Genomic DNA, 23397 nt, shown 5'->3' on the forward strand with positions numbered 1-23397 from the left:
TTCTATACGGCATTTTGCCTCCTTTCTGGCAGGCTACCGCCTTCTTTCTGATCAAAAGCGCTATGAATCGTAGCACCTATATGCATGAAACAAATAGAAAAACAGTATGAATATGTGTGGTCGCGCGCGCAATTAGACGGCGCAATGGACGCTAATTGCAAAAGAGGTGATAGATTAAAGAGACTGTATAAATAAACAGGTCAACTTTATCATGAAAAGCCAGTTTTTACTTAGTGTAAAAGAGCACATGCTTACTCGTCATTATGCGAATAAAACCATCGAAAGTTATCTATTTTGGATAAAACGCTTTATCACTTTCCACCAGCTTGCCCACCCTTCGACACTAGCAGAAGATGATGTCGTTCAGTTCCTGAGTTACTTAGCGGTAAAAGAAAAAGTTGCGGTAAAAACGCAAGCTTTGGCACTAAACTCAATATCATTTTTATATCGTGATTATTTCAAAACTCCACTATCACTTGATATGAGATTTCAGAAATCTCTGACCGAAAAGAAACTTCCCGTTGTGTTAACTAGGGAGGAGATCCGACGATTCGTTCAACATATCGACCCGAAGTATAAACTCCATATTCAGCTGCTTTATGGCTCAGGGCTTCGAGTCATGGAGTGTTTGCGCTTAAGAGTTCAGGACATCGATTATGATTATGGTGCAATTCGTGTTTGGCAAGGAAAAGGAGGTAAAAATCGTACCGTAACGTTAGCAAAAGAGTTACATGAGCCGCTTAAAGCTCAGGTTAATTTAACAAGAGATTACTATTTTAAAGATAGACACATGCCTGGTTATGCGGGCGTATACATCTCTGAAGGTTTACGACGTAAATACCCAAAAGCGGAGCTAGATTTCAACTGGCACTTTTTATTCCCATCAACAAAGTTAAGTTCAGATCGGGACACCGGAGAGCTCAGAAGGCATCATATCAATGAAAGTGCAATACAAAGAGCGGTAAAGCGCGCTGCAACGGATGCGTGTATCGAGAAAACAGTAACATGCCATACACTCAGGCACAGCTTTGCCACACATTTATTGGAGTCTGGTGCTGATATTAGAACAGTACAAGAGCAGCTTGGTCACACCGATGTAAAAACCACCCAGATTTATACTCACGTTATCGAGCGCGGGGCTGGCGGCGTGTTGAGTCCATTATCCAGCCTTTAGAAAAACAAAGCCACCTCGAAAAGGTGGCTTTGCAGTATAACTCGTTATTGACGAACACCGAGTTTTACATTGCCCTTTGAGTCAAACCAAAGCGCTTGTGAACGACGACGTCCAATCAATATTGGACCATCATCATAAAAGAGAAAGTTCTTCCAATGCTTTTTAAAAATCGACCACTTAGTTTCGATGACATTGTACTTCTCGTAGCAAAAGTAAACGGTCACATCGTCTTGCCAATCGATATGTGCTTCTACTTCCGCTGGCATATCCGGATCATCCAACTCCCACGCAGCCATCCAATCAACGACTTCAGACCAGTTCGCCTCATTCATTGGCCAATCTTGGGAGCTAAGTCGATCCATATCAGGGCTTTGAGCACTAATATTTTCTTTCCAAAATTGTGCAGAACGAGCTTGGCTCATCGGCTTAATAAAAGCCAAATCTTCTTTTGGCACAGGCATCGACTGATGCGTAAAAATCCATTTTCTTTGGTATTCATCCAAAGGCAAATAAGACATTCAGTCTCCTTTATTACGATTTCAGCCAACCTTTCTCTGTGGCTTCTTCAATCAACTCTTTCGCTTTGTCCCATAAGGTAACAGAGCCAAATTCAATTCGTTTATTAATGGTAAGTGCTTGTTCGCGTGAAACACCATGTTCCTTCCAACTCTGACCATTATTATGGTAGTTCAAGAGCATTGGAATTAACCGATCGAGTGCTTTTGCATACTTAGCATCATCGGTCTGCGCGGCTTCAAATTCATGCCAAAGCGCCAATAGCTCTTGCTCCTGATCGCTGGGTAAAATACCAAACAAGCGCTCTGCGGCTCTAATTTCTTTTTCTGCTTGCTCTTGAGACGCAGCAGTATCATAAACAAAGGTATCGCCCGCGTCGATCTCTACTACATCATGTATCAATAACATTTTCATCACTCGGCAAATATCAACAGGTGCATTCGCATGCTCTTCCATCAATATTGCCATCAGTGCGACATGCCAACTATGCTCACCACTATTTTCGAGGCGCCCTTCAGCACTTTTAACTCGAGTTCGGCGCAAAATGCTTTTGAGTTTATCGAGCTCGATTACAAGTGCTAACTGCTTTTCCAATCGTTCCATACTATCGCCCTTCTGGCTGCCAATTCGGATTAATAAGCGACGTTAGAACGTGGTCTTGCCACTCACCATTAATCAAAAGGTAATCTTTTGCATACCCTTCTCGGTTGAACCCTACATGCTCTAGCACAGATTCACTGCGTTTATTGTGAGGCATGTAGCCAGCTTGAATACGATGCAGTTTCTGAACATTAAACATGTAGTCGCAAGCCATGGTTAATCCACGACGCATATAACCATGCCCTTGCGCTTTTTCAGCGAGAGAATATCCGACGTTACAAGAATAAAAAGGGAAACGACTCAAACTACTAAAGGATATCGTACCTAGCATTTCACCCGAAGAGGCTCTGACTAAAAGGCAATAATACCCCAATCCCATTCGATGCAGCTCATTGAGCTTGATGAGCTTTTGCAACCAACCGTTCACTGAGAAAAAAGCCTCTTCACGTTTCGGTTCAAACGGTTTCAGGTATTCTCGGTTCGCTTGAAAATACTCGGCAATCATATCTGCGTCACCGATTTCAGCGGTACGCAGAAGCAAGTCACCGTCCAACTTATGAACGGCGATAGATGAGCTGTTATCTTCCATTACAAATGATTAATTCCGTCTTTCGTTCAATTCGATTAATTCTTGCGGATACCGTAATCACGCAGTTTATTAGCGATTGAGGTATGCGATACATTTAAGCGCTTAGCAAGTTTGCGGCTTGATGGGAATGACTGATACAAACGCTCCAGAACCTGAGATTCATAGTCACGCATGATCTCATCCAATGAACCGTCGATGTTAAGCGTTGCACTACCAGCGCCGACTGATTGAGGCTGAGGTAAATTGAAGTGCTCCGCGTTTAGTATACCACCATCCATTTCAGTGAGCGCTCGAAGAACCATGTTATCCAGCTGGCGCATGTTTCCTGGCCACTGATAATTTGCAAGGGCATCAACTAGGCCATCATCAAACTCTGGCTTATCAATCCCAAGCTGTTGAGCATGTTTCGCCACAAACAACTCAAGCAATGGTGCAACGTCGTTTGAGCGCTTACGTAACGGAGGAATGCTGAGCGTAAGTACGTTGAGACGATAATACAAATCTTCACGGAACATTCCTGCTTCAGAAAGCTCAGCGAGGTTATGTTTTGTTGAAGCGATGATACGAACATCGACATGCATCTCATCTTCTGCACCGACACGACGGAAATTACCATCTTGTAGAAAACGTAACAGCTTGATTTGAAGATGCGAACTCATTTCACCGATTTCATCAAGAAATACTGTCCCGCCATTTGCTTGCTCAAAGATGCCTTTGTGACCTTGTTCATGATTAAATGAACCCGGCGCATGACCAAAAAGTTCGGTTTCTGCTACATCGTCAGGCATCGAAGCACAACTCAAAACTAAGAATGGCTTGCTCGCACGGCTAGAACGGCTGTGGCAAGCTTTAGCAAGCATTTCTTTACCGGTCCCTGTTTCGCCCTCAATTAACAGTGGCTGGTCAAGCACAGACAGCTTCTTAGCTTGGTTCATTAGCGCTTTATGACGGTTCGATATACCAACAAAGTGCTCAAAACCCAGAGGATTATGTAGCGGTAGCGCTTCTTCAATTCTTGCGACTTGCTGACTAGAGCGAATCGTCATCAGTGTACTAGCTAAGGTCGAGTTTTGCGCTTCGTCTCGGATATAAACTGGCATCAACTCAAGAACATAGTCCAAGCCATCAATCACAAGGTTTTCCCGCGTTCTGCCATTCACACCTTCAGACCAGCGAGAAAAACGAACACTTGGCAGCAAAGCTCCGATCTGCGTGCCAATTACTTCTTGCTTGTGAAGACCAAGCAGTGAAAGTGCAGACATGTTTGCCATGTCTACGGCACCTTTAAGGTCGATGGCAAAAACCGGATCGGGCAAGTTATCAACTAGCGAGAGCAACTCCGTATTGTGGCGCTCCATCGGCATAAACTGGATTTTACGTACGTCTTTCACCCCCGGAATACGGCGGATTTCAGCCATCAGCTCACTAAACGTATCAAAATCAATATCCGGGCAATTCAAATAGATAATACCGCTAATATCGATTTCGATACCACGCAAGTCGATGCTTTTAGACGCTAAAATATCGAGCAGTTCTCGGGTCAAGCCGAGTCGATCTTCACATAAGACTTCAAGACGCACTGAAAATATCCCAATTCACGACTGTCAGGAAAAGTTGACAGTAGTTTCTATCATGCTTGGAATGGCGTCAAGCAATCCTATCCATCAAAGTTGATATTCGTTACGGTTTCATCGTAATTGATGCAACTTTCGCCGCCACAGCCTTGCGTATGGTGCCCAATTTAACCTGACGGTCAGGATACCATGGTAGTGGACGCAATAAGGTCATCGCTTTCAAGCCCAAACGTGCCGTTAGAATACCAACACCTAGCCCCTGCCCCGCACGAGCGGAGACTTTGCCCGCAAGGTCCATCGACATCAAGTCCATACTGGCATCAATAGCTAGCTCACTGGCACCAGCCGCCGCCATATTGACAAATACCGCTTTTAGTAGCTTGATGCGAGAGGCGTAACCTAGCTCTACCCCATATACCTTGGAGAGGTTGTCGATCATTTTGAAATTTCGCCACGCCACCAGCAACATATCAGCGGCAGCCAGAGGGCTCACCGCGACTAGGGCCGCACACTCGGTTGCGTGCTGCGATACGATTTTCGTTGCCAATTTGTCTTGTTGGCTCACCACCATCGAGTCATACATATCAAGGATTTCAGCATCACTATGAGCAGGGTTAATGCTGTTCTGCCAACGATCAAAGCCCGGGTTCTCTGCCATCACACCACTTTGTTCTGCCACTGTTTCGCAAAAGGCTTTCCCTTTCCCCACACTCTCACTATTAACAAGTGCTTCGGCTTCTTCTTGAACACTAAAATGATTTCGTAGTTTGCGCAGTTTCCAAAGCTCTTTACCCATCGCCCCTAAACCAAGCAAAGCGATCGCAGCAATAAACCCCGTCCAGCTTAAAGCCAGCCAATCAGAAGTTTGAATTGCGGTTATAACCGAGTCCACCGCTTGCCAGCCAACCAAACCAGCAAAGGTGACAAATGCGCCAGTCGCAAGCCATTTTCTGCCCGGTTTTGGACGAATGACATGCTCGAGTTGCAATTCCTGTTCGGTCTCCTGGCGCTCTTCTTTAAGTTCAACAGGTACGAATGTTTCTTTTTCGCCGAATGTTTGCTGCGCCGTCAACTCCGGTTGATTCGATTGCTGCTCTTTTTCCATCGCCTTTTCAGAGAAAACTTGTTTTTGCTTCAACTCACTCATTTCAATTTATCTCCAATCAGGTAATCCAGTGCTTTGTCTAAGCGTATGTGCTTCACTGGCTCATCATTCGGTGAGGGCATTGGACGGAATGACGTAAAATCAAACCCGTTGTTTTGCCAATAAGCCGCATTTGGTAGTTTTTTCGGCACTTCTCCCGGGAACATCGTCATCGGCTCACCATCCAACGTCGTACCCTGTAACGCCGGAATCGTCTTATCTCCAGAAGAAATAAATCCCGTCGTGGTTGATTGGATAGAAGCGATACTCATGCAACTCATCTCGATATTCTCGTAGGCTGCGGTTTGCCACGCTGGATGCACCATTTGTTGTAGCAAAGACACTAAATTGGGATGCTGATCGGGCGTTATGTGATCCGCTTTTGTGGCAGCAAACAGCACTTTGTCGATTTTTGGTGAGAATAAACGGCGCAAAAAGCTACTACGACCATAACGGAAGCTATGCATGATCTGCTCTAGCGCTTGGCGCATGTCGTAAAACGCTTCATCGCCGGCATTGAGAGGCTGCAAGCAATCCACCAGCACAATCTGTCGATCGAAGGTCGCAAAATGATGCTTATAAAATGCTTTCACTACTTTCTGTTGGTATTCCTGAAAACGGGCTTCTAGCATCGCTAAGTTACTGCCCTTGGGCGCTTTGCTTTCCGAATCAGCACGACACGGAAAAAACTGTAGCACCGGCGCGCCTGCTAGCTCACCAGGTAATACAAAGCGGCCAGGCTGAACCCAATGAAGGCCAGAGTCTTTACAAGAATGAAGGTACTCTGTGTATGTGTGTGCAACTTTCTCAAGTAGTTTCTCATTCACTTCTGCAAAGAGATCCACTTTCTCCAGTTCAGAAAGCCAAGCTTTGGCTAAATCGCAACGCTGGCCTTTAAGTGCATCAAACTGAGTTTGCGACCACGTTGCAAAGTCCATGTCCAATAAAGGCAGGTCGAGCAACCACTCTCCTGGATAGTCGATAATATCAACATTTAAAATTGCGGTTTTACTCAACAGCTTTTTCGTAGTTTTATTTGGTTTGTACTTGAGCGCTAAGCGAATCTCACTCACATCACGTGTCGGTACTGGCCACTGAGGTGGAGTGGCATGAATTTGGCTCATCGCCTCATCGTAAGCAAAGCGTGGCACCATCATATTCGATTGAGGCTCACGCTTCGCCCCAATAAGGCGCTTATCTCTAGCCGCAGTCAAAAGAGGCAAATTGTCATGGGTTGCAGTATGAAGAAGCTGATTCACTAATGACGTGATGAATGCCGTCTTACCGGCACGAGAAAGTCCGGTGACAGCAATTCGAACATTAGAGTCCATACCTCTGTTGATAAAGTCATTAACTTCTTTCTTTATTCTCTTCATTGCGCTTCTTTATCTTGCTCCGCTCTAAAACAACGTTATCAGCAACTTCGGGTATTAATCTATGAATACTTACCTTTTAATACTGAACTCTATGAGTCTAACTTTATATACCTTAATAAAAGATGAACAAAACATTCGCTTAAAGCAGGATGAAAAAAGAAAAGCCCCTGAGTGGTTCAGAGGCTTACTTAATCAACACTAAAGCATTAGTGACCCTATTTATGCTGATTACTGTGTTGAACAGAAACCTGCTTTCTTTGAGTCTAGTCGTCTTCGATTAATTTATAGATAACAAATAGAGCGATTTCTAAAATCAGCCACAATACACACGTGATGGTCACGTACTTCTCATCAAAGATGCTGATGCCGTGAAGGATCAAGTCGTAGCCAACAAAGCCACCTACCACTACAGCAAGAATAATTTGTAGAATCTGAATAAAACGAGGCATGCCGTCTCCTAATTATTGTTCGCATAACGTTTGATTGCTATGCCCTGAGGTTTATATCTACATTATATAGACAAAAAGTGCAGTTTTCGCTGCACTTTTGTCAAATGTTTGCTAGGTAAATCAGCACCTTGTCACATTCTCTCTCCTGAGACAATGTAAGATTACCGTTTGCCTTACGCTTCCATCTCTTGGATTTTCACTTTCCAAGTGTCAGGACCGATTTGGTGCGCGTTAACGCCATTTGAGTCTACAGCCACTGTTACTGGCATATCTTCAACTTCAAACTCGTAAATCGCTTCCATACCTAAATCTTCAAATGCGACAACGCGAGCTTTCTTGATCGCTTTCGCTACAAGGTACGCCGCGCCACCAACAGCCATTAGGTAAACCGCTTTGTGATTCTTGATAGATTCAACCGTTGCAGGACCACGCTCAGCTTTACCGATCATGCCCATGATGCCTGTTTTTTCTAGCATCATATCGGTGAATTTATCCATACGCGTTGATGTTGTTGGACCAGCAGGACCAACGACTTCATCACCAACTGCATCGACAGGACCTACGTAGTAAATGAACTTACCGTTTAGATCTACACCTTCTGGTAGACCTTCACCATTATCTAGCATGCCTTGAATACGTTTATGCGCTGCATCACGGCCAGTCAGAATTTTACCTGATAGAAGAACGGTTTCGCCTGTCTTCCACTCTTGTACTTCTTCTTTAGTAATCGTGTCTAAGTTTACGCGACGCGTGTTTTCTCCCGCTTCCCAAGTAATGTCTGGCCAATCTTCTAGTTTAGGTGGCGTGAGCTCTGCTGGGCCGCTGCCATCAAGCGTGAAGTGTACGTGACGAGTCGCCGCACAGTTCGGGATCAAACAAACAGGCTTAGAAGCCGCGTGCGTTGGCGCCGTTTTGATCTTAACGTCGACAACAGTTGTCAAACCACCAAGGCCTTGCGCGCCGATACCAAGTTTGTTCACGCGATTGAAGATATCAAGACGAAGCTCTTCTTCTGCGTTTTGCGGGCCACGGTCAATAAGCTCTTGAATATCGATGTGTTCCATTAGAGATTCTTTTGCCAATACCGCTGCTTTTTCAGCCGTACCGCCGATACCAATGCCAAGCATGCCAGGAGGACACCAGCCCGCCCCCATTGTTGGTAGCGTTTTTTCTACCCACTCAGCAATATCGTCAGATGGGTTTAGCATCACCATCTTAGTTTTGTTTTCGCTACCGCCGCCCTTCGCAGCGATCTGAATTTCAACTTTATCGCCCGGAACCATGTTGATATGTACGACGGCAGGCGTGTTGTCTTTGGTATTAATACGTTTACCGGCAGGATCCATAAGTACTGACGCACGCAACGGGTTGTCTGGGTTCGTATACGCTTGTCGAACACCTTCATCTACCATCTGCTGAACCGTCATGTCGGTTGAGTCCCATTGCACGCCCATACCGATGTTGACGAAACACGTCACGATACCAGTATCCTGACAAATTGGTCGGTGACCTTCTGCGGACATTCGGGAGTTAATTAGGATCTGAGCAATCGCGTCTTTAGCGGCTTGGTTCTCTTCGCGGTGATAGGCTTTTTCAAGAGCTTGAACAAAGTCTAGCGGGTGGTAGTAAGAAATATACTGTAGCGCATCAGCGACACTGCTGATTACATCCTGCTTGCGTATTACCGTCATTACATGCCTCGTTATAGTTATGCTTCCATTATTGGCTTGGCTTCAATCGTGTTTGTTGAGCTTATTGCTCTTTTGAGCTTCGTTTTTTTATAAACAATTGTCGAACGGCTGATATCGACACACGAAACGCTGAAGTCGCCTACTTGTAAACCATCTCAAAACCCTATGAATAGAGGGAGTTTGGCTATACAGAGGAATATGATACTCTTGCTGCCCATGACATGCCATGCAGTGAACGATCTCTTTGTCACAAATTACACAAATGAACAACATGGACAATCAATTCATTGATTTTAAAACGCTGGAATACGCACCAGAGTTTGCTCTTCACCTCTTTTCTCGCATTCAACACCAGCCTTGGGCGATGTTGCTGCGTTCTGCATCAGAAACGCATATCGATAGTCGCTTCGATGTGTTGGTTGCCAACCCAATTGCAACGTTAGAAACCACTGCCGAAAGCACACAAGTTGAAACGCCATCGAATGCCTATTCAACTCAAGATGACCCATTCGCGCTGCTTCATCAGTTGCAAGAACAGTGGCTTCCTCACGTTGAGTTAAATAAAGAATTGGATTTGCCTTTTGTCGGCGGTGCGCTCGGTTACTTCAGTTACGATTTAGGTCGCCGCGTAGAAACGATGCCAGAACTGGCCGAAAAGGATCTCAACACGCCCGATATGGCGGTAGGTCTGTATGAATGGGCCGTCGTTGTTGACCACAAGCTTAAAAAAGCCTGCCTAGTCGGTCAGAATATCGAGCAAGCTTGGCAATGGTTAGACGAGCAAGAAGCAGAGCAAAGCGTAGACTTCGCTCTGTCTGGTGATTGGCAGTCAAACATGACGAAAGAGAGCTACGCTACTCGCTTTGACAAGGTGCAAGAATACTTGTTGAGCGGTGACTGCTATCAGATCAATTTGGCGCAACGCTTTAACGCACCGTATCAAGGCAGTGAGTGGCAAGCGTATCTGAAATTGGAGTCCGCCAACCAAGCGCCATTTTCCGCTTTTATCCGTATGCCAGAGTCTTCGATTTTGAGTATCTCTCCAGAGCGCTTTTTAGAACTCAAAGATCGCGTCATTGAAACGAAACCAATCAAAGGTACTCGACCACGCAGCGAAGATCCAAGGCAAGATAACGCTAATGCCCATGACTTGCAGACAGCGGAAAAAGATCAGGCAGAAAACCTAATGATTGTCGATTTGCTGCGTAATGACATTGGTCGAGTTGCGTCACCGGGTAGCGTTCACGTGCCAAAGCTGTTTGAGATTGAAAGCTTCCCCGCAGTGCATCATTTGGTGAGCACCATTCGTGCGAATTTGGATGAGCAATACTCTCCTGCAGATTTGCTGAGAGCGTGTTTTCCAGGCGGTTCAATTACGGGTGCACCTAAAGTTCGCGCAATGCAGATCATTGAAGAATTAGAGCCACATCGACGTAGCGCGTATTGCGGCAGTATTGGCTACATTTCTCGCCATGGTCGTATGGATACCAGCATCACCATCCGCACTCTCGTAGCGGAGAATCACAAACTGTACGCTTGGGCTGGCGGCGGCGTCGTTGCAGATAGCGATTGCGCTTCTGAATATCAAGAAACGTTGGATAAGCTCTCAAAGATTTTGCCAGCGCTGCAATCGTAGGTTTCGTCAAATGGCAACGGTCTATGAATCCTGCTAACGAAAACAAGCAAAAACGCCTCCAGTACGGATAATGCCGCTCGTTTAACAGCGAGTGGGCATATTTCTGTATCTCGTCATCCTGTACAGCGATGAAGGAGCGTGATGTAGGCTTTTCTATCCGAGCACTTTATGGTCAAATTTGTTTCATTAGCCGCTCAGCATGCGCTATTAGATTCCTAGTCTCGCCAAGGCTCGCTGGAATGACACAAGAAACATCGTTAAGCGATCGGCATTATCCAGTGTGGAGCGTTTTTTGTGTGTTTTATTTACAGGTACTTTGGCTTTTAGCCGTTGGCTAACAAGAATCCGTTTTTTAAGAGGCAGCGTCTACTGCTCAAGCCACTTACACATGATCTGTTCAATATCGGTTGCGGTGTACGGCTTAGTGAGGATGTCGTCCATGCCTGAATCAATGCACTTTTGACGCTCTTCGATGGTAGTGCCAGCGGTTAATGCGATAATAGGATGAGTAAAGCCACGCTCTCTCAGATACATCGTCGCCTCATAACCATCCATTTCTGGCATTCGGCAGTCCATAAATATCAGTTCGTAATCTTTGTTTTTCACCGCTTCTAAAGCTTCTTTCCCATTGGCTTTTAAATCAGGTGTAATGTCGAGTTTTTTCAGCATTTGAGTAACTATCACTTGGTTCATTCTGATGTCATCAACCACCAATATTGAGCGTCCTGCCAAATCACTTCGCTCTATGGTAGCTAATTCCCCCTCTGCTGCGCCTGGGGCTTGCCCCTCCTTTAGAGGAATAGAGACTTTGAAGGTGGTACCTTTGCGTTCTTCACTTTCAAAGCTAATCTCGCCCTGCATCAAATCCACTAGATTTTTACAAATCGCAAGGCCCAAACCTGAGCCTTCAAAACTGCGCTTCGCCGAGCGATCTACTTGCACAAATGGGTCAAATAGTGAGGGCTGTGCTTCTATCGGGATGCCAATCCCCGTGTCTTCAACCTCAAAATGCGCAATACCGTTTATCCACTCCACTCGCAGCACCACCCCACCCAAATGAGTAAACTTAATAGCATTTCCCACCAAGTTGACCAAGATCTGTGTAATTCGCTCTAAGTCACCAACTAAAAACTCGGGAATACCGAGCTTTTTATCGATGGAGAAATGAATTCGCTTTTCTGCTGCTTTAGCTGAAAATACCCCCATGATGGCTTTTTCAAGCTCTTCCCAAGCAAAGACCTTATCGATGATTTCCATCATACCGGCATTCATCTTGCTGAAGTCGAGAAGATCGTTAATGATAACCCTCAACAAGTCTCCCGATTGAGTCAAATTGTTTAGGTAATGGCGTTGCTCTTCACCTAACTGTGTTCGACTTAGTAGTTCAGCACTACCTAATACGCCATTAAGAGGTGTACGCAACTCGTGGTTAATCATTGCGACAAACTCTTTCGTCGCTTTTTCCGATTCCTCTGCTCGCTTTCGCAGCTCCACTTCTCGCTCTAAACTCAAATGCCGCCCAATGACCCCATGAACCAAATCCGATACCAGCTCCATCTGTTTGGAAATAAACGATTGATCGATTTGATCCAACTGAACAGAGAAGATCAACTCCCCTACTGTTTGCTTGTCAATGATGATAGGCAAATGCAAGTTCTCCCCCTGCCAATTGGGGACAGTCTTAATCGTATTCTCATGGCGAAGCTGTAAATGACCAAAATGATGTCGGCGCAAAGAAGAGAGTTTTGTGGAATCAAGATGTAAGTAAGCCGCAGAAATGATTGAGTTCGAAGTGAGCTGTTCAATAAAACTGGCAATCATGGCTTCATCAAACGTGCTCGACAAAAAAGTTCGACCAAACTTAATCAGCGTCGCGTCAACTTTCTCTTCGAACTCAAACTTGCGTAAATCCTTTTTTGATTTCAACTCAAGCTTTTTCAAAGCAACACTTAGCTGTTGAGTAGATTCATAAAGTTCGAAGCTCTTCTGCTCCAATAACCGCTCAGCTGCTTTTCTTGATTCGATTTCTCGTTTGAGTTTCCTTTCTAGCGAGGAACTTCCTGTCATATCGTTCTTATTGTGCCTCTAACCAAAAGCGAACCTGGCTACCATCTTCTGACTGGTTTTGGTGTTTGATATGAATAACTTCACCAAAGTGCGCCGCGCAGCCTTTTATTAGACCTAAACATACGTGAGACATGCACCGCGCACTTCGATAATCAAACACCATGTTTGATTGAGTCTCGCTGATAAAATCAAACTGAGGAGGATTAGCATCTGGGTAGAGCTTTTTGACCTCGACATGAATAAAATCTTCAACATGGCGAACAAATTGAAATGTCGTTTCACACTGCTGCAAACTCGCGTGACTAGGAATCGAGCGAAGTAAATTCAAAAAAACGCACTCTCCAAATACTTCTTGCAGTTGTTCAGGTGGAATGCCAGATACTTTACTGAGATTCACAATCAATTTAACCAAGTCTTTATGATCGTAACTACCAACCGCCGTATAAATCCCTTCGTCATTAGAAAGGTCGAGCACTTGGTCTAACACATCGAGACCAAACTTCTCTTCCACTAACTCCATGAACTCGGTGAAAATAATCCCTTTCATTAGTCAATACTTGCCCCATAGTGACGTCTTAAAATAAAGAATGGTTTATAACCTTATAAGTTTCAAATTATTATACCCAAGCAGAGTGAGACACACGACACAAAGCAGGGAAAGAACCAATGGACATGCTTTGGTATTGCCGTACCAACGGCGATAGCACCACGCCTCTTGCGGCCATTGAGTATAATAAATAGTGGTTAGGCACAATAAATAAGGATTTGGTTTGGTTATCGACAAAACTCAATTACTGCAAAACTTTCAATTTCGGCTTCCAACGGGTTACCACAAAGAGTCCCTCGCGCGACTGAAATGGATGAAAGGAAAATCACTGCGAGACGCAGCGGTCTTAATTGGTTTTGTAGAACGCCCGGAGGGGCTACAGGTCATTTTGACAAAGCGAGCAGCGCACTTGCGTCATCATCCGGGACAAATCAGTTTCCCCGGCGGTAAGTTTGAGCAGGAAGATCATCATCTAATCAATACGGCATTAAGAGAAACCAAAGAAGAGATCGGTATAGAAGATGAACATATTCATGTATTTGGCCAGCTTCCAACATTGCCAACGATTAGTCAGTTTAATGTGACACCGTTTTTGGCCTTTATTTCTCCTGAGTATAAAACGCATATTGACCCAAATGAGGTGGAGTCCGTTTTTGAAGTTCCTGCCAACCACATTCTGAATCCGAAAAAGTTGTACAGCACCAAGTTTGACCTAAAAAACAGCAGTCATCGTGTATTTGCTATCCCATATAGACAGCATTTCATCTGGGGCATGACCGCACAAATCATCGAATCAATGCAAAAACATATCATTTCACATTAAAAACTTCTGATATCGGTATTTTTATGGATGCGATCATCATGCGCATCAATATTAATAAAACGTTGCTTCATAAACATTCATTCACATTAGATTAATTTGCCGTTTTCACCGCAAACGCTTGCGGTGAAATAAATTTATACAAACAGCCCTATCGATAAGTTTTTCTAATTTTACTCATTAGCAGAAATCACGAGTAGCACATCATTTTCGTGATAAAAAGCAGGTTTTTGACATATCATTCAATAAGCGTAAGCAATAAATGATTTAGATCTAATTTTCCTAGTGTAAAATCTTGCAAAATTACTCCCGACTTATTTCCTGTTCCCAAAATGAGTAACTAAAAAATGAATACAACTACTTCTGCGGTTTCTACCGCACAATCGTCTAGTAAGTTTTCTTACAAAGACTTTACCTGGTGTCTGTCCCTTTTTGGTACGGCAGTAGGTGCCGGTGTACTATTCCTTCCTATTAAAGCAGGTGCAGGTGGCTTTTGGCCATTAGTAATCCTATCCCTAATCGCAGCACCAATGACTTGGTTCGCACACAAATCTTTAGCTCGCTTCGTTCTTTCTGCGAAAAACCCAGAAGCGGACATCACTGACACAGTAGAAGAGCACTTTGGTAAGACTGGCGCAAACCTTATTACGTTCGCTTACTTCTTCGCTATCTACCCAATCGTACTTATCTACGGTGTTGGTATCACAAACACGGTTGACTCTTTCCTAGTTAACCAAATGGGTATGGAATCTATTCCTCGCTGGCTACTTTCCGGTGCACTTATCGCTGCAATGACAGCGGGCGTAGTGTTCGGTAAAGAGCTTATGCTGAAAGCAACTTCAGCGATGGTTTACCCTCTAGTGTTCATCCTACTAGCGCTGTCTGTGTACCTAATTCCTGGTTGGAACACTTCAATGATGGAAGTATCACCTGACTGGGGTGCAATGCCAGCTATCGTATGGCTAGCAATCCCTGTTATCGTGTTCTCTTTCAACCACAGCCCAATCATTTCTCAGTTCTCTAAAGAACAACGTCGTGTATACGGTGATGACGCAGTTAAGAAAACTGACGCTATCACTGGTGGCGCAGCGATGATGCTAATGGGCTTTGTAATGTTCTTCGTTTTCTCTGTTGTACTTTCTCTGTCTCCAGAGCAACTAGCAACAGCACAAGAGCAAAACATCTCTGTTCTTTCTTACCTAGCAAACGTTCATGAGTCTCCACTGATCTCTTACTTAGGTCCACTGGTTGCTTTCGCGGCTATCACTTCTAGCTACTTCGGCCACTTCCTAGGTGCGCATGAAGGTCTAGTTGGTCTAGTGAAATCTCGTTCAAAATCGCCAGTAAGCAAGATCGAGAAGATGTCTCTTATCTTCATCGTAATCACAACTTGGATCGTTGCTATCGTTAACCCAAGCATCCTAGGTATGATTGAAACAATGGGCGCACCGATGATTGCGGCAATCCTATTCTTGATGCCTATCTTCGCAATGCAAAAAGTTCCAGCGATGGCTAAGTACAAAACTTCAGCACCTGTGCAAATTTTCACAGCAATCTGTGGTCTTGCTGCCATTAGTTCTGTAATCTACGGCGCTCTTTAATCATCCCTGCCCTAGCACGGTATGATTAATCCAAAAATATAACGATAAAATTAAGCCTCCCAACTCCCCTTGGGAGGCTTTCTTCTGAGGTAATCGATATGATTAGTGTTTTTGATATCTATAAAATCGGTGTTGGACCTTCAAGCTCACACACTGTAGGCCCAATGAAAGCGGGTAAAGAGTTTATTGATGACCTTCGTGCAATGGGAAAACTGCGCGACATCACTAAAATCACCGTTGACGTTTATGGATCACTATCACTGACAGGGAAAGGTCACCACACAGATATTGCTATCATCATGGGTCTTGCAGGCAACACTCCTGAGAAAGTTGATATCGATTCTATCCCGGGCTTTATCGCTCGAGTAGAAGAAACTGAACGCCTTCCTGTTGGCATGCACTGTCACACAGTATCGTTCCCACGTGAAGGTGGAATGAACTTCCACAAAACAAACCTTGAGTTACACGAAAACGGCATGCAAATCCACGCTTGGATTGATGACGAAAAAGCGTACTCAAAAACTTACTACTCCATCGGCGGTGGCTTCATCGTTGATGAAGAAAACTTCGGTAAAGAAGTTGAGAACCCAGTAAAAGTTCCTTACCCGTTTACAACGGCAGAAGAACTTGTAAAGCAATGTCATGAAAGCGGCCTGTCTATCAGTGCGCTAACCATGAAAAATGAACATGCGCTTCATTCTGACGAAGAAACTCGTACTTACTTCGCAAACATCTGGCGCACAATGCGCGAATGTATGGATCGCGGTATGAACGAAGAAGGCATTCTGCCTGGTCCACTACGCGTACCTCGTCGTGCGGCAGCACTTCGTCAGCAACTGCTTACTTCTGAAAAAACAACGAACGATCCAATGTCTGTTGTTGACTGGGTAAACATGTTTGCTTTTGCAGTAAACGAAGAGAACGCAGCAGGTGGTCGTGTTGTAACTGCGCCGACTAACGGTGCATGTGGCATCATCCCTGCGGTATTGGCTTACTATGACAAGTTTATTCAAACCGTAACTGAGAAAGACTACATCCGTTACTTCGCAGCTTCTGGTGCAATTGGCGGCCTTTACAAGCGCAACGCGTCTATCTCTGGTGCAGAAGTTGGCTGTCAGGGCGAAGTTGGCGTGGCATGTTCTATGGCGGCAGCTGGCCTTGCTGAGCTTATGGGTGGTAGCCCAGAGCAAGTATGTATGGCGGCAGAAATCGCGATGGAGCACAACCTAGGTCTAACTTGTGACCCGGTTGCAGGTCAGGTTCAGGTTCCATGTATCGAGCGTAATGGTATTGCAGCTGTAAAAGCAATCAACTCAACTCGTATGGCACTGCGTCGTTCTTCTGCTCCTACTGTTTCTCTAGATAAAGTTATCGAAACCATGCTAGAGACAGGTAAAGACATGAACGCGAAATACCGTGAGACTTCTCAAGGCGGCCTAGCAGTAAAAGTTATCTGTTAATAAGCCTTACTGAATATCGACGAAACCCGAGCCTCTGCTCGGGTTTTTTATACTTCATTAACCATGAATAATGGGTTGCTACACCCAGCATAAAAAAACCTAAAACCTTGAATATATCCAATTATTATGGATATCCCCGTAAAAAATCACATCCCTCTCCTAGCTTTATTGATAACGTAGCCAAAAATTAAACTTGGAGCACACCAACACATGATTAGGTTTGAAATTGGAAACCAAATCTGCGTTTGCTTGTCCGAAAACGAAATATCTTTAGAGCTCAATCAATCACTCCACCACTCCATTCCTGTCAACCCAAATGAGTACGCCATTCTGTCAACCATCGCCAAATACGGCAGCTTAAATACGCCAATTAGCCAGCGATTGATAGAAAGCAAAATCACTCAACAATACAAAATGACACTGCCTGAAAATGGCTTTAAAAACGCGGTGGCCGCTCTAAGAAAGAAATTTCGCAAGCTCACGGAAGAACACGTAACCACAAAAAAAAATATTATCGAAAATATTCACCGGACCGGATACTTCATCCCTTTTACTATGCAAAACAACCATCAGAATGGCATCGACCATCAACACAAGATCAATCAATACACAACAAACAGCCTTGGCAAAGCCCTTCGTATTTGTCTGCGTAATAAAAAGATCTATTCAGATACGCTGTGGGTCGTGTTGATCACAGCGATCATTTTCTTTGCCATCTGTTACTACGCGATAAACAGCATTGTGAAACATAATTATCTGGATAACGCCTTCGAAATTGCAGAGAACCTTTCCCAAAAGAGCTGCTTTGCTGATGAAAGAGAATTGAAGTCGCTCTTTGATAATGTAAGGCTGGTCGAATCGAGCATGATGCTGGACCGTTTCAATATCCGGTGTTTAGTCACCCCCGAAACCGTTGTCCCTGTCAGCAAAAAAGCATTTGAAGAGTGGAGTAATAATAGCAATTATACGACCCAATCATTTGACCTGAATAACGCGACCGTTTTGGTTCGTGTCAAAAACATTAACTTATCCGACAACGTTGAAAATCATATTTCGCGTTTTTTTCTTTCCGGTATGAAGCTATCAACCAATACAGGGACCTCTTTAGAAATTGGTAACACCAATGAACGCTTTTTCAACTATCACGTTAAGAACAGCGGCTATAAAGAGGTGTATTACATCTCTGGACCGTTTCAAAGCATCATTTTATTAAGCTTGCTGTTTCTCATAATACTGCGTCATCGCTCTCTACAAGCCTTTATGGCTTATTTGTGTGCAATTCGACAATTTAAAATCAAACTGGAGCCGATTTATGACACTTCAACGCAAAAGATTGTGCATTACGAAGCGCTCTCGCGGTTTAAGGTAAAAAATACGCAACGGTTTATTGAGACACTGATCCGCAATGGGCTGCTCCTAACTCATACCTTACTGGTGATAGAGTCCATCTATACTAAGCACAAAGCCTTGCCTATTCCTATCAGCATTAATGTTTGTCCTTCTTTGCTGCGAGGACGCAACTTTTCAATCCTACACAGAGAACTATCTAACCGAGATTGTCGTTTGCTGACGATTGAAATCACGGAAAATGCATCGATGTACTATACCTCCGAGATTTATGGCAATGTCGCGAAACTAAAAGCACTGGATTGTAAAATCAGTATCGATGATTTTGGCACTGGCAACAACAACGTGTCGCTCATCAGTAAAATCAATCCAGATTATTTGAAAATAGATCGGGAATTTGTGATTGGTTTAAAGTCGGACGATAAGAAAGTGGAAACGTTGCGTCAGTTAATCGCCATGGGAAATACGTATCGGTGTACCGTCATTGTTGAAGGCGTAGAAACCGCCGATAGCGCTCACTTACTCACAACATTAGGCGCCTATATTCACCAAGGTTATTATTATCCTCTGCATTTCTAGCTTTTCTTAACCTCGTGAGTTACTTAAACTAGAGGGAATACTCTATTAAAGTTCGTGGCGGCATGAGGATATGCCGCCAATTTGTGGTTGAACCATGATTGCTATTAAACCCACCAAACTGAAAGATTTTTCGAGTTTGATGCAATTGGATGTGCAGGAAGAGCAGAAAGGATTTTCTACGCCGTTTGAAGTGGCTTATCAAAAACGCAATAAGTCTGAAGCGTTCTTTACGATTTATTCTGACGATCTATTAGTTGGCTATCTTGTTATCGATAAAGGCTTCTCCCAACATGCGCCCTTTGCCAAAAGGCACGAACTGGGGCTCAAGTACTTGATGGTTGATCAACGTTTCCAACGCCAAGGGGTTGGGAGTGAAGCGTTACGCAAACTGTTCGTTTATGCGTATACCATTGACCCTGAAAGCACCTCTCTTTGCGTCACGGTGCCACAGAGTCAGCAATACGCTATCAGTTTTCTTGATGCGTGTGGATTCATCAATACAGAGAAAACAACGTTTGGTGAGAACGAAAAAGAGTGGATTTTACGTCATCCACTGAGCTAGCAAGAAAAGTATAAAAAATAGGGAATATCCAGATACAACAAAGGCAAGCTCATGGCTTGCCTTTGTCTTCAATGCTCAATAAAAAGTGACTTATTCACCTTTGTAAATACAACCGGCTGTGCACGTTTCTTTGATTTCTACTTTGCTTAGCAACGGTAAACTTGGCTTAAGCTGTTGCCAAATCCATTTTGCTAGCACTTCGCTCGTCGGATTCTCCAAACCTTCAATGTCGTTCAGGTAATAATGGTCTAAACGATTGTAAATTGGTTTGAATGCCGCTTTGATTTCAGCGAAATCCACTACCCAACCAGTATGCGGGTCTACCTCACCTTCTACATAAAGACGAACTAAGAAAGAGTGTCCATGCAAACGACCACACTTATGGCCTTCAGGTACATGTGGCAAGTGATGTGCCGCTTCGAACATAAACTCTTTGTATATTTCAGACGTATGGGATGACAACTTAGTAAACCTCTGTTTTAAATAACTTTATATACCATGAAAAGAGTGTTCATACGTCTCCATATATACACTCATATACACACTGTATTTTCTCATACTCTCCGATATACATAAATCAGTATGGTAGGGCTGAGAGTAATAAAAAATGATAGGGTCATTATCCTTGGCACAGGACGAACGTGCAAGCTTTCTAAAAGTAAGCTAGCACCTCATTGTCCTACCCCATCCCTCCTAACTTTACGTACGTAGTACTCAGCCTCAATCAAAGCGTAAATTGCTAAATCTCTCAAATATTTCAAAAACCTACGTCCGATATTTCTAGTTTTAAGCAACTACTATTCAATCTACGAGGCATTAATACCTCTTTAGGACTACAAGAGTTAACTCGACAGGGCCATGCATTCTCAAATGTGATACAGTAACACAATAAATATAACTGATAATTATTACACACGTAACTTTTTTTATATTGTGCTGGAGGCCAGAATGCATCTTAAACTAGGAGGATTGGGAGTAAATCTTCATGAGCTGGTTAAGTCTCTTGATCACCTCGAGACATATGTGTTCATTAAAGATACAGACTCTCGATATGTTTACGCTAATAATCTAAGCCTACAGTTGATGGGTACCGACAAGAAAGGGTTGAGCAATATAAGAGACTCTGACTTTTTACCAGACGATACCGCTGATTTTATACAAGGTATAGATGCAAAGGTCATCAAAGGTGAAACAACGAGAGAAGAAGTTCTCATCAAAGATAAGGACAGTAAACAGCGGATCTATCTAGAAATGAAGTCTCCTATTTATAGCTCTGACGTTCCAGATAAGGTAGTTGCTATCTTAGGCATTTCAACGGACATTACCAAACAAAAAGAACTAGAAAAGAAAGCGTACCAACAAGCTCGCATGGATGAGTTAACTAACCTATTAAACAGACGTGGACTAATTGAAAGTGTACAGCAAGAGCTAAAGAGGAAAGTAAATGAGAATTCTTTCTCTTCTTTACTCTTCATAGACTTAAACGACTTTAAGAAAATTAATGACGCTCATGGTCACGCAGCTGGCGATAATATCTTACGTGAAGTAGGCAATCGCATGAAGAGCAGTGTAAGGCATTCGGACCTAGTCTCAAGATATGGCGGCGACGAGTTTGTCGTATTCTTAGGGAGCATTGGAAACAACAGCATAGATGCTGAGCACTATACTGCCAATGTAATTTCTAGAATTGAAAGTACCTTAGCCAGCCCGGTGAAGGTCGGATGTGAAAAGATTCAGATAAGCACGTCAATAGGAAAGTATATCATTGAAGGGCAAAACTTTTCTCTAGAGTCAGCGATAATTAAAGCTGACGAAAATATGTATGACGAGAAAAGTGCGATAAAAGAAAGCCTAGACTAAAGCTACTTGACTTAATGGTGCTAATTCAGACCTGTTCTGACAGTTACCCACTTTTCGTATCGCTTCATTTAGAAATTGAAGATTATTTACCAGACAATGTACCAAGACTATATTTGATTCAATTTTCCTGAAACACCTTGCTAAACATTGATAACTCTTCATCAGAAAGAGTTTTCTCTGGTGTTGTATTTTTGTCCGTCAACACCTCGTTCTTTAACCTTACAAGCTGATTCCTTGAAAGTGTATTGATTGAACTTATAAGTTCATAGAAGCGTTCTTCGTCCATTTAAACACTCTTATCAATTATATTAAGTTTAAGCTCAAAAAAATCTTGTCTGTAAGCCTGCATTTGAGCGCTTTCATGGAGATCTAGATTATCCAGACGCCGGCTTCTCAAGCTATCTTCCGGATAGTAAATACCATTAATCTCGACAGTCTCTTCGATAAGTAGAACTTTAACCTTTTCGTCCATCACACCTTCCTCACCCAATTGCAACAAGTGGCATAAAGTGAAGTATACAACAAAAACGAATAAATGGTCATGAATTAGCGTTCGGCTGTTGGTTACATTATGTGAAGCGCTGATTGGATATAGAAGCCTTTTCTCTCATTTAAACCCTATGTTCAACGCAACATTCTCTCTTTTCCTCAATAAAAAGCAGAATCCAGTCTAAATTAAACATGCCGAGCGTTGAGAATCACTCACTATAACCATCCTTTGCGTTTAAAATACACGTATGGTGCAAAACCCGACGCAAGCATTAGCCCTAAAGCTCCCGGATACCCCCCTTTCCACGCTAGCTCAGGCATAAACTCAAAGTTCATCCCATATATACTAGCTATCACTGTTGGTGGCAGAAATACAACAGCTGCTATAGAGAATATTTTGATAATTTGGTTTTGCTTTATATTGATAAACCCTTGCGTCGAATCCATTAAAAAGTTGATCTTATCGAATAAAAACGTCGTGTGAGACATCAGAGCATCAATATCTCTAGTAATTTCGCTTAACGTTTCTCTATGGTCATTTCGCGATTTCAAATGACGTAAAAGAAATGAAATATCCCTCTGAGAATCCATCAGGCATAGTCTAATTTTTCCATTACTGTCTTCTAAACGCGCCAGTCGGCTGATGCAGTCTTCTAAATCAGCATCATTAGTCTCTAGTACGTCATGACTCACTTTCTCTAGCTGACGATGAATATCTTCTAACGTATCAGCATGATTTTCGACTTTTTGTTCGAACAGAGTGACTAATAGGCTATCAACGCTACTGCATCTGATCTGGCCTTTCCTAGCTCGTAAGCGAAGCAATCGAAAGTCTGCAACATCCTCTTCTCGGATTGTTATTAATCTCTGGTTCTGCAATATACAAGCAACCGTAACCGTACTATGTCGACCTTCAGCGGGAGATAAAAATAAGGAATGAACATGTAGACCAACGGAATCAATAAAACACCTTGCGGAAGTTTCAATTTCTTCTACTTCTTCAGAGTCAGGTAGCTCAATGCGTAGTAATGAGGCAATGAGTTCTCTCTCTTCATCGCTAGGCTCATGGGCATCGATCCAGTCCGCCTGCGACACTAGTTCGCTTAGGTCTTGGTCAGTATTTTCATCAATAGTAGTGATAATACCATTCTGAATATTAAAAAAACGCAACATAAGGTCATCCTTTTCTGTTTATAAGACAGAGTGTAGCTCTCAAAAAAACGAAACCACAATAACTACAACTCTTCCAACAGCAGCTTATCCAACTATGATGAACCTAACGAGCATCAAGAGCAATCGATATGCTCTAGCCGTTA

Annotated in this window: 22 protein-coding genes; 8 read left to right on the forward strand and 14 right to left on the reverse strand. The window is 43.4% G+C overall.

Going from position 1 to position 23397, the window contains the following annotated elements; all coding sequences use genetic code 11:
• Positions 1-211 precede the first annotated feature (211 nt).
• A complete protein-coding gene (locus NB463_RS22085) occupies positions 212-1174 on the forward strand; it encodes an integron integrase (protein ID WP_258431428.1) in 963 nt (320 codons plus the stop codon).
• A 44-nt stretch (positions 1175-1218) separates the two neighbouring features.
• Here NB463_RS22085 and NB463_RS22090 read toward each other — a convergent pair whose 3' ends face one another.
• The 8 genes from NB463_RS22090 to NB463_RS22125 form a co-directional block, all read right to left on the reverse strand.
• Positions 1219-1692: a DUF2947 domain-containing protein gene (locus tag NB463_RS22090; protein WP_046876177.1), complete on the reverse strand. Its 474-nt coding sequence runs from the start codon at positions 1690-1692 to the stop codon at positions 1219-1221.
• Positions 1693-1705: 13 nt separating this feature from the next.
• Complete coding sequence (locus NB463_RS22095) at positions 1706-2293, reverse strand: HD domain-containing protein (RefSeq protein WP_139059824.1); 588 nt, start codon at positions 2291-2293, stop codon at positions 1706-1708.
• A gap of 1 nt (position 2294) precedes the next feature.
• Complete coding sequence (gene rimJ, locus NB463_RS22100; protein WP_005388271.1) at positions 2295-2879, reverse strand: ribosomal protein S5-alanine N-acetyltransferase; 585 nt, start codon at positions 2877-2879, stop codon at positions 2295-2297.
• Between the two features lie 35 nt (positions 2880-2914).
• On the reverse strand, positions 2915-4459 hold the full coding sequence (tyrR, locus tag NB463_RS22105) for a transcriptional regulator TyrR (RefSeq protein ID WP_005396927.1): 1545 nt from the start codon (positions 4457-4459) through the stop codon (positions 2915-2917).
• 100 nt (positions 4460-4559) lie between these two features.
• On the reverse strand, positions 4560-5600 hold the full coding sequence (locus tag NB463_RS22110) for a YcjF family protein (RefSeq protein WP_053808932.1): 1041 nt from the start codon (positions 5598-5600) through the stop codon (positions 4560-4562).
• A complete protein-coding gene (locus tag NB463_RS22115) occupies positions 5597-6973 on the reverse strand; it encodes a YcjX family protein (protein ID WP_258431432.1) in 1377 nt (458 codons plus the stop codon). The genes NB463_RS22110 and NB463_RS22115 overlap by 4 nt, the downstream gene beginning before the upstream one ends.
• A gap of 263 nt (positions 6974-7236) precedes the next feature.
• Positions 7237-7422, reverse strand: coding sequence for a hypothetical protein (locus NB463_RS22120; protein WP_012841654.1), 186 nt, complete (start codon positions 7420-7422; stop codon positions 7237-7239).
• A 173-nt stretch (positions 7423-7595) separates the two neighbouring features.
• The gene (locus tag NB463_RS22125) at positions 7596-9113 is read right to left on the reverse strand and encodes a fumarate hydratase (protein WP_258431433.1); all 1518 of its coding nucleotides are present in this window, start codon (positions 9111-9113) and stop codon (positions 7596-7598) included.
• A 271-nt stretch (positions 9114-9384) separates the two neighbouring features.
• Between NB463_RS22125 and pabB the strand changes: the two genes are divergently transcribed.
• Positions 9385-10749: an aminodeoxychorismate synthase component I gene (gene pabB, locus NB463_RS22130; protein ID WP_258431434.1), complete on the forward strand. Its 1365-nt coding sequence runs from the start codon at positions 9385-9387 to the stop codon at positions 10747-10749.
• A 366-nt stretch (positions 10750-11115) separates the two neighbouring features.
• Here the strand turns inward: pabB and NB463_RS22135 are convergent, their stop codons facing one another.
• Positions 11116-12816, reverse strand: coding sequence for an ATP-binding protein (locus NB463_RS22135; RefSeq protein WP_256951151.1), 1701 nt, complete (start codon positions 12814-12816; stop codon positions 11116-11118).
• 7 nt (positions 12817-12823) lie between these two features.
• Positions 12824-13363 carry a heme NO-binding domain-containing protein gene (locus NB463_RS22140; RefSeq protein ID WP_012841652.1) on the reverse strand — a complete coding sequence of 180 codons (540 nt, stop codon included), beginning with the start codon at positions 13361-13363 and terminating at the stop codon, positions 12824-12826.
• A gap of 223 nt (positions 13364-13586) precedes the next feature.
• On the opposite strand from NB463_RS22140, the gene NB463_RS22145 reads away from it, so the two are divergent.
• From NB463_RS22145 to NB463_RS22165, 5 genes are all read left to right on the forward strand, one after another.
• Positions 13587-14186 carry a CoA pyrophosphatase gene (locus NB463_RS22145; protein ID WP_005396902.1) on the forward strand — a complete coding sequence of 200 codons (600 nt, stop codon included), beginning with the start codon at positions 13587-13589 and terminating at the stop codon, positions 14184-14186.
• Between the two features lie 344 nt (positions 14187-14530).
• Entirely contained in the window at positions 14531-15784 is a 1254-nt protein-coding gene (locus tag NB463_RS22150; protein WP_047009959.1) for an aromatic amino acid transport family protein, read from the forward strand.
• Between the two features lie 98 nt (positions 15785-15882).
• Positions 15883-17244 carry an L-serine ammonia-lyase gene (locus tag NB463_RS22155; RefSeq protein WP_005396900.1) on the forward strand — a complete coding sequence of 454 codons (1362 nt, stop codon included), beginning with the start codon at positions 15883-15885 and terminating at the stop codon, positions 17242-17244.
• 210 nt (positions 17245-17454) lie between these two features.
• Positions 17455-19170: a cyclic di-GMP phosphodiesterase TpdA gene (tpdA, locus tag NB463_RS22160; protein ID WP_258431436.1), complete on the forward strand. Its 1716-nt coding sequence runs from the start codon at positions 17455-17457 to the stop codon at positions 19168-19170.
• Positions 19171-19264: 94 nt separating this feature from the next.
• Complete coding sequence (locus tag NB463_RS22165) at positions 19265-19732, forward strand: GNAT family N-acetyltransferase (RefSeq protein WP_005396898.1); 468 nt, start codon at positions 19265-19267, stop codon at positions 19730-19732.
• Between the two features lie 90 nt (positions 19733-19822).
• Here the strand turns inward: NB463_RS22165 and queD are convergent, their stop codons facing one another.
• Positions 19823-20194, reverse strand: a complete 372-nt coding sequence (gene queD / locus NB463_RS22170; RefSeq protein WP_170903008.1) for a 6-carboxytetrahydropterin synthase QueD — start codon at positions 20192-20194, stop codon at positions 19823-19825.
• 486 nt (positions 20195-20680) lie between these two features.
• On the opposite strand from queD, the gene NB463_RS22175 reads away from it, so the two are divergent.
• A complete protein-coding gene (locus tag NB463_RS22175; protein WP_258431437.1) occupies positions 20681-21592 on the forward strand; it encodes a sensor domain-containing diguanylate cyclase in 912 nt (303 codons plus the stop codon).
• A 118-nt stretch (positions 21593-21710) separates the two neighbouring features.
• Here the strand turns inward: NB463_RS22175 and NB463_RS22180 are convergent, their stop codons facing one another.
• The 3 genes from NB463_RS22180 to corA form a co-directional block, all read right to left on the reverse strand.
• Complete coding sequence (locus NB463_RS22180) at positions 21711-21878, reverse strand: hypothetical protein (protein WP_258431438.1); 168 nt, start codon at positions 21876-21878, stop codon at positions 21711-21713.
• Positions 21879-22064 carry a hypothetical protein gene (locus NB463_RS22185; RefSeq protein WP_258431439.1) on the reverse strand — a complete coding sequence of 62 codons (186 nt, stop codon included), beginning with the start codon at positions 22062-22064 and terminating at the stop codon, positions 21879-21881.
• A 233-nt stretch (positions 22065-22297) separates the two neighbouring features.
• Complete coding sequence (gene corA / locus NB463_RS22190; RefSeq protein ID WP_258431440.1) at positions 22298-23254, reverse strand: magnesium/cobalt transporter CorA; 957 nt, start codon at positions 23252-23254, stop codon at positions 22298-22300.
• Positions 23255-23397: the final 143 nt, after the last annotated feature.

Source organism: Vibrio sp. RM-41-2B, assembly GCF_024744415.1.
Taxonomy (GTDB): Bacteria; Pseudomonadota; Gammaproteobacteria; order Enterobacterales; family Vibrionaceae; genus Vibrio; species Vibrio diabolicus.

Bases quoted from the DNA above. Each gene is read 5' to 3' on its own strand.
- NB463_RS22085 (WP_258431428.1), top strand. From the start codon at position 212: ATGAAAAGCCAGTTTTTACTTAGTGTAAAAGAGCACATGCTTACTCGT.
- NB463_RS22090 (WP_046876177.1), bottom strand. From the start codon at position 1,692: ATGTCTTATTTGCCTTTGGATGAATACCAAAGAAAATGGATTTTTACG.
- NB463_RS22095 (WP_139059824.1), bottom strand. From the start codon at position 2,293: ATGGAACGATTGGAAAAGCAGTTAGCACTTGTAATCGAGCTCGATAAA.
- rimJ (WP_005388271.1), bottom strand. From the start codon at position 2,879: ATGGAAGATAACAGCTCATCTATCGCCGTTCATAAGTTGGACGGTGAC.
- NB463_RS22110 (WP_053808932.1), bottom strand. From the start codon at position 5,600: ATGAGTGAGTTGAAGCAAAAACAAGTTTTCTCTGAAAAGGCGATGGAA.
- NB463_RS22115 (WP_258431432.1), bottom strand. From the start codon at position 6,973: ATGAAGAGAATAAAGAAAGAAGTTAATGACTTTATCAACAGAGGTATG.
- NB463_RS22120 (WP_012841654.1), bottom strand. From the start codon at position 7,422: ATGCCTCGTTTTATTCAGATTCTACAAATTATTCTTGCTGTAGTGGTA.
- NB463_RS22125 (WP_258431433.1), bottom strand. From the start codon at position 9,113: ATGACGGTAATACGCAAGCAGGATGTAATCAGCAGTGTCGCTGATGCG.
- pabB (WP_258431434.1), top strand. From the start codon at position 9,385: ATGGACAATCAATTCATTGATTTTAAAACGCTGGAATACGCACCAGAG.
- NB463_RS22135 (WP_256951151.1), bottom strand. From the start codon at position 12,816: ATGACAGGAAGTTCCTCGCTAGAAAGGAAACTCAAACGAGAAATCGAA.
- NB463_RS22140 (WP_012841652.1), bottom strand. From the start codon at position 13,363: ATGAAAGGGATTATTTTCACCGAGTTCATGGAGTTAGTGGAAGAGAAG.
- NB463_RS22150 (WP_047009959.1), top strand. From the start codon at position 14,531: ATGAATACAACTACTTCTGCGGTTTCTACCGCACAATCGTCTAGTAAG.
- NB463_RS22155 (WP_005396900.1), top strand. From the start codon at position 15,883: ATGATTAGTGTTTTTGATATCTATAAAATCGGTGTTGGACCTTCAAGC.
- tpdA (WP_258431436.1), top strand. From the start codon at position 17,455: ATGATTAGGTTTGAAATTGGAAACCAAATCTGCGTTTGCTTGTCCGAA.
- NB463_RS22165 (WP_005396898.1), top strand. From the start codon at position 19,265: ATGATTGCTATTAAACCCACCAAACTGAAAGATTTTTCGAGTTTGATG.
- NB463_RS22175 (WP_258431437.1), top strand. From the start codon at position 20,681: ATGCATCTTAAACTAGGAGGATTGGGAGTAAATCTTCATGAGCTGGTT.
- NB463_RS22180 (WP_258431438.1), bottom strand. From the start codon at position 21,878: ATGGACGAAGAACGCTTCTATGAACTTATAAGTTCAATCAATACACTT.
- NB463_RS22185 (WP_258431439.1), bottom strand. From the start codon at position 22,064: ATGGACGAAAAGGTTAAAGTTCTACTTATCGAAGAGACTGTCGAGATT.
- corA (WP_258431440.1), bottom strand. From the start codon at position 23,254: ATGTTGCGTTTTTTTAATATTCAGAATGGTATTATCACTACTATTGAT.